The organism is Streptomyces acidiscabies, assembly GCF_020010905.1.
GTDB classification, from domain to species: Bacteria; Actinomycetota; Actinomycetes; order Streptomycetales; family Streptomycetaceae; genus Streptomyces; species Streptomyces acidiscabies.
Genome location: NZ_JAGJBY010000002.1, coordinates 948,222 through 960,844, shown reverse-complemented (window position 1 = coordinate 960,844; position 12,623 = coordinate 948,222). Strand labels below are relative to the sequence as shown.

Below are 12,623 nucleotides of genomic sequence, written 5' to 3'. Positions count from 1 at the left end.
CATAGCGAAGGAACCCCAGTCATGGCAGCCGGCGCCCCCCGGATCTTCGTCTCGCACCTCTCCGGTGTCGCCGTCTTCGACCCGAACGGCGATCAGGTCGGCCGCGTCCGCGACCTGGTCGTCATGCTGCGCACGAACCGCAGAGCGCCGAGGCTCCTCGGCCTGGTCGTCGAGCTGTCGACGCGCCGCCGTGTCTTCCTGCCGATGACGCGGGTGACCGGCGTGCAGTCGGGCCAGGTCCTGACGACCGGCGTCCTGAACGTCCGCCGCTTCGAGCAGCGCCCGACCGAGCGCCTCGTCTTCGGCGAGCTCCTCGACCTCCGCGTCACGCTTGCGGAGACCGGCGAGGAGGCGACCGTCCTCGACCTGTCGGTGCACCAGCTGCCGTCCCGCCGCGAGTGGGAGGTGAGCCGCGTCTTCCTGCGCAAGGGGAAACCGGCGAGCACGTTCCGCAGGGCGAAGGGCGAGACGGTGACCGTCGAGTGGGCGGCCATCGACGGCATCTCGCTGGAGGAGGAGGGCCAGGGTGCCGAGAACCTCCTCGCGACGTTCGAGCAGCTGCGCCCGGCGGACCTCGCGAACGTCCTGCACCACCTCTCCGCCAAGCGGCGCGGCGAGGTCGCTGCGGCTCTCGACGACGACCGCCTCGCGGACGTACTCGAAGAGCTGCCGGAGGACGACCAGATCGAGATCCTCGGCAAGCTGAAGGAGGAGCGCGCGGCGGACGTCCTGGAGGCGATGGACCCGGACGACGCGGCGGACCTCCTCGCGGAGCTGCCGGAGGCGGACCAGGAGCGGCTGCTGTCGCTGATGGAGCCGGACGACGCGGCGGACATGCGGCGCCTGCTGACGTACGAGGAGCACACGGCGGGCGGCCTGATGACGACCGAGCCGATCGTGCTGCGTCCGGACGCGACCGTCGCCGACGCGCTCGCCCGCATCCGCGAACCGGACCTCTCCCCCGCGCTCGCCGCGCAGGTGTACGTCTGCCGCCCGCCCGACGAGACGCCGACCGGCAAGTACCTCGGCGCGGTCCACTTCCAGCGCCTGCTGCGCGACCCCCCGTACACGCTCGTCGGCTCGATCATCGACGACGACCTGCGGCCCCTGGACCCGGACGCCGCGCTGCCGGTCGTCGCCGGGTTCTTCGCGACGTACGACATGGTCGCGGCGCCCGTCGTCGACGAGTCGGGGTCGCTGCTCGGCGCGGTGACCGTGGACGACGTGCTGGACCACATGCTGCCGGAGGACTGGCGGGAGACGGAGTTCGACTCCGGGGAGGGGGCGGTCAGCGATGGCGCCTGAGAAGACCACCACCGGTACGCGCCCGCGCGTACGGCTCGACCAGCCCCGTCCGCAGCGGCGGCGGTTCCTGCCGGAGTGGGACCCGGAGGCGTTCGGGCGGCTGTCGGAGCGGATCGCGCGATTCCTGGGGACCGGCCGGTTCATCGTCTGGATGACCGTCGTCATCATCCTGTGGGTGCTGTGGAACATCTTCGCGCCCAAGGATCTGCGGTTCGACAACTATCCGTTCATCTTCCTGACGCTGATGCTGTCGTTGCAGGCCTCGTACGCCGCTCCGCTGATCCTGCTCGCGCAGAACCGGCAGGACGACCGCGCGCGGGTCGACCTCGAACTCGACCGCAAGCAGAACGAGCGGTCGATCGCGGACACCGAGTACCTGACCCGGGAGATCGCCGCGCTGCGGATCGGGCTCGGAGAGGTCGCGACGCGGGACTGGATCAGGTCGGAGCTCCAGGACCTCGTCAAGGAGCTGGACGGGCAGGGCGTATTCCCGGCGGAACGGTCACCTGTGCGTGATGTGAACGACCGCCGAGAGGCTCTGTAAGGCGCCTTACACTTCAGGCATGGCTAGCGAAGACGCGGTGCGCGAGGCACTGGCGACGGTGAACGACCCCGAGATCAACCGGCCCATCACCGAGCTGGGGATGGTCAAATCGGTGGAGATCGGTTCGGACGGCGCGGTCGCGGTGACCGTGTACCTGACCGTCTCCGGCTGCCCGATGCGGGACACGATCACGCAGCGCGTGACGGACGCGGTCTCCGCGCTCGACGGCGTCACGCGGGTCGACGTCACGCTCGACGTGATGAGCGACGAGCAGCGCAAGGAGCTGGCGACGGCGCTGCGCGGCGGGCAGACCGAGCGCGAGGTGCCGTTCGCGAAACCGGGCTCCCTCACGCGCGTGTACGCGGTCGCCTCCGGCAAGGGCGGTGTCGGCAAGTCGTCGGTGACGGTGAACCTCGCCGCCGCGATGGCCGCCGACGGGCTGAAGGTCGGGGTCGTCGACGCCGACATCTACGGCCACTCGGTGCCCCGCATGCTCGGTGCGGACGGGCGTCCGACCCAGGTCGAGAACATGATCATGCCGCCGTCCGCGCACGGCGTGAAGGTCATCTCCATCGGCATGTTCACGCCGGGCAACGCGCCCGTCGTGTGGCGGGGGCCGATGCTCCACCGGGCGCTACAGCAGTTCCTGGCGGACGTGTACTGGGGCGACCTGGACGTCCTGCTCCTGGACCTGCCCCCGGGCACCGGCGACATCGCGATCTCGGTGGCCCAGCTGGTCCCCAACGCCGAGATCCTGGTCGTGACGACGCCTCAGCAGGCGGCGGCCGAGGTCGCCGAACGCGCGGGCTCCATCGCCGTACAGACCCACCAGAAGATCGTCGGCGTCGTCGAGAACATGTCCGGCCTCCCCTGCCCGCACTGCGACGAGATGGTCGACGTGTTCGGCACGGGCGGCGGCCAGACGGTCGCGGACGGCCTGACGCGGACGACCGGCGCCACGGTCCCGGTGCTGGGCTCCATCCCGATCGACGTCCGCCTGCGCGAGGGCGGCGACGAGGGCAAGCCGGTCGTCCTGACCGACCCGGACAGCCCGGCGGGCGCCGCGCTGCGGGGGATCGCGGAGAAGCTCGGCGGACGGCAGCGAGGGCTTTCGGGGCTGTCGCTGGGGATCACGCCGCGCAACAAGTTCTGAGTTCCCCCGAATACGGCACGGACCTCGCGCGGGGTCCGTGCCGTGACCGTTTACGCGTACTCCGCGATGTCCTTCACCGTCGAGAAGCCCAGGCCGTACGCGCTCATCCCGCGTCCGTACGCCCCGAGGTGCACCCCCTGCTGCGTCGACCCGGCGAGGACCCAGCCGAACTCCGACTCGCGGTAGTGGAACGGGGTGGGTACCCCGTCCACGGGGAGGGTCAGGGTGGACCAGTCGTCGCCGGCGAGGTCGTCCGCGAGGACCCACGCCGTCTCCGTCTGCTGCTCCAGCCAGTCGTCGCGCAGGCTGTGGTCCATCTGGCCGGGCCAGGTGAAGGACAGCAGCCCCACGCCGGCCAGCCAGGCGGCGGAGGAGACCGAGGTGGCCTCCAGGAGCCCGGTGCCGTCGGCGCTGCGGCGGGACGGGTTCGCGGCGACCGTGACGACGACCGCGAACTTGCCCCGGTCCTCACCGGCGGTCTCGTGGCGGACGGACGGCTCGTCGCCGTGTCCGATGGAACCGTGCTCGACCGCGCCGTCGGCGGCCGTACCGACCTGCATCAGCCACCGGCGCCCCGTGTACGCCTCGTCGAGGCCGTACCAGGGGAAGGGCGCCTCCAGGAAGCCGTCCACGGTGCGCCGGACGGCGGGGGCGGGTTGTCCGCCCTCCGCGACCGGCGCCTGCGCGACCGCTCGACTCGTCGTCTCCATGTGACCGGACGCCTCCTCGCTCTCGGCGGACCCGTACGGCCCGCCCCCCTTCGGGCGCACGCGTCAGGTCCGCACAACAACTCGGCAGCATATCCGGCCGGGCGTACGGATCAGGTGGCGTCGTAGTCGAAGGGGGGTCGCTCGTCGGTGTCGGGCTTCTTCGTGAGGTCCGCCTTCTTCGCGAGATCGGGCTTCGTCATGTCGACGGCCGCGGTGGGCGCGGGCGACACCGGAGTGGCCTCGGCCGTGCTGTGCACCGCGTCGGCGACCTCCGCCATCTCCGACTTCAGGTCGAAGCCGTTGCGGATCTCCTTCAGCCCCAGTTCATCGTTGTCCAGCTGCTTGCGGATGAACGTCTTGGGGTTGAGGTCCTCGAACTCGAAGTCCTTGAACTCGGGGCCCAGCTCCGTACGGATGTCCTGCTTCGCGCTCTCCGAGAACTCACGGATCTTGCGGAGCGTCCGCGTCACGTCCTGGATGACCTTGGGGAGCTTGTCCGGACCGAAGATGAGCACGGCCAGGACGGCGAGGGTCACCAGCTCAAGCGGTCCTATGTCATTGAACACCTGAAGCTCCTTGCGATGTCCGCGGTCCTCGGCCCTCCGCGGTACCGGCGGGTTCTTCCGTGGACCGGGCCGCGTCCACGGTACCTGTCACACCTGGCGAACCGGTACCGCCCGGAGCATTCCTCACCGCCCCGGCCGGGACGTTTTCCGGGATGTTTGCCCAGGGGTAAGGGTGCGCGCCGGTCACCTGTGAGGTTTCTGTCAGTTCCCGCCCGCACCCTTTTCTCACCCTCCGGCACTCCCGAGCACCAGCGAGAGGCTCATCGTCTTACCCCCGCGGACGACGGTGAGGCGCAGTTCGTCGCCGGGCCGGTGCGCCCTGACCTTGACGATCAGCTCGTCGCTGGAGTGCACGGGCTTGCCGTCGACCTCCGTGACGACGTCGCCGGGTTCGATCCCGGCGAGGTCCCCGGGGCCGCCGACGGTCACCGGCGGACCGGCCTCGCTCTTGTCCGTCCGTACGCGCGCGCCGTCGCCGGTGTACGCGAGGTCGAGGGTGATGCCGATGATCGGGTGCGTCGCGCGGCCGTTCCTGATGAGTTCCTCGGCGATCCGCTTTCCCTGGTTGACGGGAATGGCGAAACCGAGTCCCACCGACCCCGACTGTCCCGTTCCGGTGTCCGACCCGTTCGCCGACCGGATCGCCGAATTGATCCCGATGACCCGCCCTCGCGCGTCCAGCAGGGGTCCTCCGGAATTCCCGGGGTTTATCGGCGCGTCCGTCTGCAACGCGTCCACGTACGACACGTCGCTCCCGTCCCCACCTGCGGTGATCGGCCGTTCCGTGGCGCTGATGATGCCGGAGGTGACGGTGCCGGAGAGGTCGAAGGGGGCGCCGATCGCGACGACGGGGTCACCGACCTGGACTCCGTCGGAATTGCCGAGCGGGAGGGGGGTCAGATTCCGTACGCCTTTGACTCTCACGACGGCGAGGTCGTATCCGGCGTCCCGTCCGACGATCTCCGCCTTGACTGCCTGTCCTCCATTGAAGACGACGGTTATGTCTCCCCCGCTCCCGGCGGGCTGGACCACGTGATTGTTGGTGAGGATGTATCCGAGGTCGTCGAGCACGAAGCCGGTCCCCGTCCCGGACTCCGAGCCGCCCTTCACGTGCAACGTCACCACACTCGGCAGCGCCCGCGCGGCGATCCCGGCGACACTGTCGGCGTCCCTCCCCGGGGGCTCGGGCGGGGCCTGCGGCAACTCGATCCCCCCGATCCCGTGCCGCTCCAACCGCACCCCGACAACACCCCCGACCCCACCGGACACGAGCGCCAGCAACAAGGCCCCGGCGACAATCCCCTTCCGCCACTCCCGCTTCCGCTGCCGCTCACTGGGAACGCTCTCGCCGGTCTGCTGAAGGGGGGAGGGGGCCCAGGGGTCGTACCGGGCCCAGGGGTCGCCTTGGGCGGTGCCGGGGTGCTGGACGGGAGGGGCGGGGGCCCAGGGGCCTGGGTGGCCGTAGGGGGGTGTGCTGTAGGCGTCGGGGGTGTGGAGGGGGGTGTCGGGGGCGCTCGGCGCGGCATCTAGGGGCGGTTCGGGTACGGGGGTCCCGTGGCCGCCCGGCACGGCATCTAGGAGCGGCTCGGGTACGGGGGTGGCAGGCGCGTCCGGCGTGGCTTCCGAGGGGGGCTGCGGGGCGGGGGTCGGAGGGGCGTCCGGCGCTTCCGCGAGGGGCGGTTCGGGTGCGGAGGCTGCGCGGGCGTCCGACACGACGCCGGGGGACGACTGGGGTACGACGGCCCTGTGGGCGTCCGGCGCCGACCCTGGGGGCGTCTCCGTGGCACAGCCCGCGCCATCACGCGGCGCGCTCTCGACGGACCCGTCCTCTACGACGGGACCCGACGCGGCTCCGGCAACAGCACGCGGCGCGGCTCCGGCGTCCGACTGACCGGCGTCCCCCTTCACCAACGACACCACCGGCCGTTCCGGCTCCCTCAACTCGTCATCCCCACGCCCCTCTTCAGGCCGAGCAAGCTCGAAGTCACCGCCGTCCTCGCCGACGGACAGCACCCCGGAACCCCCCATATCCCCCAAAGCCGCCGCCCCCTCGACAGGTTCCCCAGCCCGGCGTTCACTCGGCTTCCCGTCCATGCTCTCCCCACCAGCCGACCGGAGCCGGACGCGTCGGGCGGCTGGTCGGACGTTGTCTGCGCGTCCGGCCGGGATGGCATGGACACGGGTTCCCGCTGGGATTCAACCAGGTCGCCCCGGGCCCTGTTGTCACGTTCCGGCCGACCGCACCGACTCACGCCCGCGGAAAGAACTAAGGCATGGACGTGGCGTCAGGAGACAGCAGCCCCGGGGTGGTGGGCCAGCTCACCGACAGCGGGCGTATCAGCGGCGACATGGCAGCCGCCCCCGCGACAACCGGCGCGGTCAACGCCCGCAACGCCTCTTCGTGCCGCGCGGACACCGGCGTAGGAATCCCCGGCAGCAGCGGCGCGGCCACCTCCGTGGGAGCGGCGGGAGTGTTCCGCAGCACACCCTGGCCCCCCTGCGAGAGAAGCGGCCCGGCCGACCGGCGCCGAGAGGAACCGTCAGGAACGGCCGCCCCCGCAGCCCTGGACGGCGTCACATTGCTCCCCGCTCCACCCCGCGCCTCGGTCGTCTGGTCGATCGGCGCCGACCCGGTCACCCCGCCCAGCGCGATCGCCGCGAGCGACACGGCCCCGGCGGCGACGAACGCGAACCGCAGACTCCGCGACCGCTCCTCGTGCCGCCCGACGGGATGAACCCGGAACCCCTTCTCGGCGACGGAGGCGGAGAACGCGGCGGCGGTGTCACCGAGAGAAACGGCACCACGGGAACCCCGCACAGAGGCGGCGGCGTCCCCGGAGATCCGCACGGACGCGGCAGCGTCACCGGCAGCCCTCACAGACGCGGCAACATCCCGGGCCCGCCCATCAGCGTCGGCGCCCTGCCCCCGTCCCCCATGCCCGTCGTCCGGCAGATATCCGAACTCGAACGGCTCCCCGGCCCGTGCCCCGAAGACGGAACCCCCGCCTCCGAGAACCCCCGAAGACCCGCCGAACCCTCTGCCGCCACCGAGCGCACCGGAGCCCCCGCCGAGCCCCGCGAAGCCTCTGGACCCGAATCTGGCCCCCCGCTCACCGCCGAGGAGCCCGCCGCCCCCGAGGGGACTTCCGCTCGCGGAGTCATCACCCCCGGGCAGCCCCTGAAGGCGCGCGAGGAAACTCTCGGACGGAGTCGGAGGAGCCACCTCGGAGAAGACACCCTTGAGGCGGCGCTGTGCGTCGACCTCCGTCTTGCACTGCGCGCAGGTAGCGACATGCGCGAGGACACGCTCGCGCGCGTCATGGCCCAGCTCTCCGTCCACCAGGGCGGAGAGCCGGTCACCGAGATGCTGTTCCGCGTGGTTCACGGAAGGTTTGGGCCTGGAGCCACCGAGTCCACTCACGCGGTCGCGCCCCCTCCCCCCAGGACGGGGACACGGGCCATGAACGTCCGCCGCCGCTCGGCCTCGCGGGCCTGCGGGGAGCGGTGCGCGAGAGCCTTGCGAAGCTGGGAGCGCCCCCGGTGGATCCGGGAGCGGACGGTCCCGAGCTTGACGCCGAGGGTCGCCGCGATCTCCTCGTACGACAGCCCCTCGATGTCGCACAGCACGACGGCCGCGCGGAACTCGGGCGCGAGGGTGTCCAGCGCCTGCTGGACGTCCGCGTCGAAGTGGGCGTCGTTGAAGAGCTGCTGCGGGTTCGGCTCCTTGCTGGGGAGCCGTTCCGCCGCGTCGTCCCCGAGGGAGTCGAAGCGGATGCGCTGCTTGCGGCGGACCATGTCGAGGAAGAGGTTGGTGGTGATGCGGTGGAGCCAGCCCTCGAAGGTGCCCGGCGTGTAGGTGGACAGGGAGCGGAAGACGCGGACGAAGACCTCCTGCGTGAGGTCCTCGGCGTCGTGCTGGTTGCCCGTCAGGCGGTAGGCGAGGCGGTAGACACGTCCGCTGTGCGTGCTGACGATCTCCTCCCACGTGGGCGGAGTCCACGCCTGCCCGTCCGCGTCGGTGGAGAAGGTCGCGGTCTGGGCGTAGTCGCCGGCGTGGTTGCGGTCAGCGGTGTCGTTCACGGATTTCGGCCTGCCCGCCGATCCGAGAAAGCGCCGGAGCACTCCTCCCCGATCCACAGACTGGGCCGCACCTCCCCTGTCGGCTCTGGTGGTGTCCAGTGGAGCCCCTACCATAGCCACCTCGCCCGTTAGCTCCGGATAAGCGGTTTTACCTGAATTTGATCTGGGCTGACACGGCTCATACAACTGCGTCTGTCCGAACTCGCCGCGCCACCCGCCGCCGTGATCCAACTGTGTCCCCCCATCACCGTTCCCACCCCTTCAAACGCGCGGTCCCATCTGCGGGTTCCCGCCCGCAGCGGATACAGTCACGCCGAGGCACATCATGGGGAACAGGAGAGGGTCATTACCGGCAACCGGCAGGCAAGCTGGGCGTTCGCCGACGCCTACGCCGCCGAGGACGACGCGCTGCTCTGGGCCCGCGACCGGGCCCGTGAGGCAGGGCTGCGCTCGGTGTCGCCCAGCACGGGCGCCGCGCTGCGGTTGCTGGCCGCCACGGTCGACGCGAAGGCGGTCGCCGAGATCGGCACCGGCACCGGCGTCTCCGGTCTCCATCTCCTGCACGGCATGCGTCCCGACGGCGTCCTGACGACCGTCGACCCCGAGCCTGAGCACCAGCAGTTCGCCCGGCAGGCCTTCCGCGCGTGCGGGTTCGCCAGCAACCGGGCGCGGTTCATCCCCGGGCGCGCGCTGGACGTCCTGCCGCGTCTCGCCGACTCCGGCTACGACCTCGTCTTCTGCGACGGCGACCGGCTGGAGCTGCTGGACTACCTAGCTGAATCGTTGCGCCTGCTGCGGCCGGGCGGGCTGGTCGTCTTCGAGGGCGTGTTCGCCAACGGCCGTACCGTCGACTCCGGTCCCCAGCCGACGGAGGTCGTACGCGTGCGCGAGCTGCTGCGCACGGTGCGCGAGAGCACCGAGCTGGTGGTGTCGCTGCTGCCGGTGGGCGACGGGCTGCTGTGCGCGGTCAAGCGCTGAGCGACGTACCCGCCCGGTGAAAACGACAGCCCCGGCGCCGCACGCGATGCCGGGACTGTCGTAAGGGGCTGCTTGTTGCGATCAGCTGACGACCTTGTTGAGGGCCTCTCCGAGCGCTGTGGCCTCGTCTGGGGTCAGCTCGACGACGAGCCGCCCGCCGCCTTCGAGCGGAACGCGCATGACGATGCCCCGCCCCTCTTTGGTCACCTCAAGCGGGCCGTCGCCCGTCCGCGGCTTCATGGCCGCCATGCTCGTTCCCCTTCCTGAAACCAGCTCAACCGTCAAAGCCGACGGCCCCTGGAGAGGGCACCGCGCGGTCCTGCGTGGGACACGCGACACCGGCATCGAACACATTGCTTCCAAGCCATTATCCCGCATCTCAGGACCCGATGACCAACTTCGGACGGCATCGCTTGGGCAACGCGCCTGAGCAAAACCACCCAATTCGGCGGTGTGGCTGCGATACTGCGCCGCCTCGCCGCGTTAGGCCGTCCGAGAACAGGGCCGTATTCTTTGACGCAGGTCACACGCTCCGTCCGGTCCTCGGACGGCGGACTCCGCCATGCTGTGTCCCTGGCGACGTTATTTTTCGATGCGGAGGGGACAACTCCATGGCCGACAGCGTGCTGTACGAGGTGACCGATGGGCTCGCGATCATCACCGTGAACCGTCCGGAGGCGATGAACGCGCTGAACGTCGCGACGAAGGTCGCGCTGCGGGATGCCGTCGAGTCCGCTGCGAGCGATCCCGACGCACGCGCGATCCTGCTGACCGCCGCCGGGGAGCGCGCGTTCTGCGTGGGCCAGGACCTCAAGGAGCACATCGGGCTGCTCGCCGAGGGGTCGGACGTCGTGATGAGCACGGTCGGCGAGCACTACAACCCCATCACGCGCGCGCTGACGGGTGCCGCGAAGCCGGTCGTCGTCGCCGTCAACGGGGTCGCCGCCGGTGCCGGGTTCGGGTTCGCGCTGGCCGCCGATTACCGGATCGTCGCCGACACGGCCTCTTTCAACACGTCGTTCGCGGGGGTCGCGCTCACCGCCGACTCCGGGATCTCGTGGACGCTCCCGCGCGTGGTGGGGCCGTCCCGGGCGATGGACCTGCTGCTGTTCCCGCGCAACATCGGTGCGCAGGACGCGCTGGACCTCGGGATCGCCAACCGGGTCGTCCCCGCGGCTTCCTTGCGGGAAGAGGCGCTGAAGGTGGCCCGCGCGCTCGCCGAGGGGCCGACCGTCGCGTACGCCGCGCTCAAGGAGTCGGTCGCGTTCGGGTTGACGCACTCGTTGACGGAGACGCTCGACAAGGAGGACGAGTTGCAGTCCCGCGCGGGCGCGGCGGAGGACCACCGGATCGCGGTGACGGCGTTCGTCAACAAGGAGAAGCCGAAGTACGTGGGGCGCTAACCCCGCGCGCCGCAGTCCTCCAGGTGGTCGTTGACCAGCCCGCACGCCTGCATCAGCGCGTACGCCGTCGTCGGTCCCACGAACCTCAGGCCCCGCTTCTTCAGCTCCTTCGCCAGCGCCTTCGACTCGTCCGTCACGGCGGGTACGTCGGACAGGGTCCTCGGCGGCTTGCGGGGTTCCTGCGGCGCGTGGGACCAGATCAGCTCGTCCAGGTCGCCCGGCGTCCAGTCGGCCAGTACGCGCGCGTTGGCCATCGTCGCGTCGACCTTCGCGCGGTTGCGGATGATCCCGGGGTCGGCCAGCAGGCGCGTACGGTCCTCGTCCGTGAACGCGGCCACCTCGGCGATCCGGAAGCCGCTGAACGCCGTACGGAAGGTGGGGCGGCGGCGCAGGATCGTGATCCAGGAGAGGCCCGACTGGAACGCCTCCAGGCTGAGGCGCTCGAAGAGGGCGTCGTCGCCGTGGACGGGGCGGCCCCACTCCTCGTCGTGGTACGTGACGTAGTCCGGCGTGGAGAGCGCCCAGGGGCAGCGCGGGACGCCGTCCGGACCGGCGAGGGCGTCGGTCACTGGGTGTCCTCCGGGGCGGCCTTCTCGACGGACACGCGCGGGGGCGTCAGCGCGGCCTCCAGGTCGGCGATCCGGGCGTCGCGCTCCGCGAGTTCCGCGGCGAGTCTGCCCAGCGCGTCGTCCACGTCCGACATGCGGTAGCCGCGCGCGGCGAGCGGGAAGCGGAGGCTGTCGACGTCCGCCCGCGTGACCGGGCGGTCCCACGGCAGCGGGTCGTGCAGCCGCTGCGGCGACTCCTCCGGCAGCGGGCCCGTACCCTCCCCGCCGCCCACCACGGCGAGCGTCACCGCGGCGACCACCACGGCGAGCGCGATGACCAGGAACAAGAACATAACCATCGGCGGGCCCCGCTCGAACGTCGGACGTGTCTTGTCCCTGATCGTGCCATGCGGGTCTGACAGTTAGGGTCTCAGGCGGCGGATGTCCCGCATGTACTAGGAGAGGTCACAGGGGATGCTCAGGCTGGGCAGGCGTGAATTCGGTCCGCACGAACCGGTGATCATGGCGATCGTCAACCGGACGCCCGACTCCTTCTACGACCAGGGCGCGACCTTCGCCGACGAGCCCGCGCTCGCGCGCGTGGCGCAGGCCGTTTCCGAGGGTGCCGCGATCGTCGACATCGGCGGCGTCAAGGCGGGGCCCGGCGAGGAGGTCACCGCCGAGGAGGAGGCCCGCCGGACGGTCGGTTTCGTCGCGGAGGTCCGGCGCCGGTTCCCCGAGGTGGTCATCAGCGTCGACACGTGGCGCGCGTCCGTCGGCGAGGCGGTCTGCGAGGCCGGCGCTGATCTTCTGAACGACGCCTGGGGAGGCGTGGACCCGGGTCTGGCGGAGGTTGCGGCGCGGTACGGGGTGGGGTTGGTCTGCACGCACGCCGGACGCTCTGAGCCGCGTACACGGCCTCACCGGGTCGCGTACGACGACGTCATGACCGACATCCTCGACGTGACCGTCGGCCTGGCGGAACGCGCCGCCGCTCTCGGCGTCCCCCGCGAGTCGATCCTCATCGACCCCGGCCACGACTTCGGCAAGAACACGCGGCACAGCCTGGAGGCGACGCGGCGTCTGAGCGAGATGACCGCCACCGGCTGGCCGGTCCTGGTCTCGCTGTCCAACAAGGACTTCGTCGGCGAGACGCTGGACCGGCCGGTGAAGGAACGCCTGATCGGGACGCTGGCCACGACGGCGGTGTCGGCGTGGCTGGGGGCGCAGGTCTACCGCGTCCACGAGGTCGCGGAGACGCGGCAGGTGCTCGACATGGTGGCGTCGATCGCCGGGCACCGTGAACCGGCGGTCGCGCGGCGGGGGTTGGCGTGAG

The 12,623-nt window shown here is 71.0% G+C and carries 14 protein-coding genes; 6 read left to right on the top strand and 8 right to left on the bottom strand.

The features are described 5' to 3' along the window. The first annotated feature begins 21 nt into the window (after positions 1 to 21). From J8M50_RS31385 to J8M50_RS31375, 3 genes are read left to right on the top strand one after another with little or no spacing between them, the layout of a single operon-like run. The gene (locus J8M50_RS31385; RefSeq protein WP_010350514.1) at positions 22 to 1,305 is read left to right on the top strand and encodes a magnesium transporter MgtE N-terminal domain-containing protein; all 1,284 of its coding nucleotides are present in this window, start codon (positions 22 to 24) and stop codon (positions 1,303 to 1,305) included. Beyond that, positions 1,295 to 1,849, top strand: a complete 555-nt coding sequence (locus J8M50_RS31380; protein ID WP_010350515.1) for a DUF1003 domain-containing protein — start codon at positions 1,295 to 1,297, stop codon at positions 1,847 to 1,849. Before J8M50_RS31385 ends, J8M50_RS31380 begins: the two co-directional genes overlap by 11 nt. Positions 1,850 to 1,868: 19 nt before the next feature. Next, complete coding sequence (locus J8M50_RS31375) at positions 1,869 to 3,002, top strand: Mrp/NBP35 family ATP-binding protein (protein WP_010350516.1); 1,134 nt, start codon at positions 1,869 to 1,871, stop codon at positions 3,000 to 3,002. A gap of 50 nt (positions 3,003 to 3,052) precedes the next feature. Here J8M50_RS31375 and J8M50_RS31370 read toward each other — a convergent pair whose 3' ends face one another. The 5 genes from J8M50_RS31370 to sigE form a co-directional block, all read right to left on the bottom strand. Then, entirely contained in the window at positions 3,053 to 3,712 is a 660-nt protein-coding gene (locus J8M50_RS31370; RefSeq protein WP_010350517.1) for a hypothetical protein, read from the bottom strand. A 110-nt stretch (positions 3,713 to 3,822) separates the two neighbouring features. Further along, entirely contained in the window at positions 3,823 to 4,278 is a 456-nt protein-coding gene (locus tag J8M50_RS31365; protein WP_029183383.1) for a sec-independent translocase, read from the bottom strand. Positions 4,279 to 4,503: 225 nt separating this feature from the next. Beyond that, a complete protein-coding gene (locus tag J8M50_RS31360) occupies positions 4,504 to 6,372 on the bottom strand; it encodes a S1C family serine protease (protein WP_223786358.1) in 1,869 nt (622 codons plus the stop codon). Between the two features lie 172 nt (positions 6,373 to 6,544). After that, positions 6,545 to 7,663 carry a zf-HC2 domain-containing protein gene (locus tag J8M50_RS31355; RefSeq protein ID WP_010350520.1) on the bottom strand — a complete coding sequence of 373 codons (1,119 nt, stop codon included), beginning with the start codon at positions 7,661 to 7,663 and terminating at the stop codon, positions 6,545 to 6,547. A 32-nt stretch (positions 7,664 to 7,695) separates the two neighbouring features. Beyond that, on the bottom strand, positions 7,696 to 8,400 hold the full coding sequence (gene sigE / locus J8M50_RS31350; RefSeq protein ID WP_063133272.1) for an RNA polymerase sigma factor SigE: 705 nt from the start codon (positions 8,398 to 8,400) through the stop codon (positions 7,696 to 7,698). Between the two features lie 237 nt (positions 8,401 to 8,637). Between sigE and J8M50_RS31345 the strand changes: the two genes are divergently transcribed. Beyond that, the gene (locus tag J8M50_RS31345; protein ID WP_050987113.1) at positions 8,638 to 9,336 is read left to right on the top strand and encodes an O-methyltransferase; all 699 of its coding nucleotides are present in this window, start codon (positions 8,638 to 8,640) and stop codon (positions 9,334 to 9,336) included. Positions 9,337 to 9,417: 81 nt separating this feature from the next. On the opposite strand, the gene J8M50_RS31340 is transcribed toward J8M50_RS31345, so the two are convergent. Then, entirely contained in the window at positions 9,418 to 9,585 is a 168-nt protein-coding gene (locus J8M50_RS31340; RefSeq protein WP_010350523.1) for a DUF3117 domain-containing protein, read from the bottom strand. Positions 9,586 to 9,947: 362 nt separating this feature from the next. On the opposite strand from J8M50_RS31340, the gene chcB reads away from it, so the two are divergent. Further along, positions 9,948 to 10,739 (top strand): 2-cyclohexenylcarbonyl CoA isomerase, encoded by a 792-nt coding sequence (chcB, locus tag J8M50_RS31335; protein ID WP_010350524.1) that lies wholly within the window; start codon positions 9,948 to 9,950, stop codon positions 10,737 to 10,739. Here chcB and J8M50_RS31330 read toward each other — a convergent pair. Next, the gene (locus J8M50_RS31330; protein ID WP_010350525.1) at positions 10,736 to 11,308 is read right to left on the bottom strand and encodes a DNA-3-methyladenine glycosylase I; all 573 of its coding nucleotides are present in this window, start codon (positions 11,306 to 11,308) and stop codon (positions 10,736 to 10,738) included. The two genes, chcB and J8M50_RS31330, sit on opposite strands and share 4 nt — an antisense overlap. Continuing rightward, positions 11,305 to 11,640: a DivIVA domain-containing protein gene (locus J8M50_RS31325; RefSeq protein WP_010350526.1), complete on the bottom strand. Its 336-nt coding sequence runs from the start codon at positions 11,638 to 11,640 to the stop codon at positions 11,305 to 11,307. The genes J8M50_RS31330 and J8M50_RS31325 overlap by 4 nt, the downstream gene beginning before the upstream one ends. Before the next feature lie 121 nt (positions 11,641 to 11,761). Between J8M50_RS31325 and folP the strand changes: the two genes are divergently transcribed. Beyond that, positions 11,762 to 12,622 (top strand): dihydropteroate synthase, encoded by an 861-nt coding sequence (folP, locus tag J8M50_RS31320; protein WP_010350527.1) that lies wholly within the window; start codon positions 11,762 to 11,764, stop codon positions 12,620 to 12,622. Position 12,623: the final 1 nt, after the last annotated feature.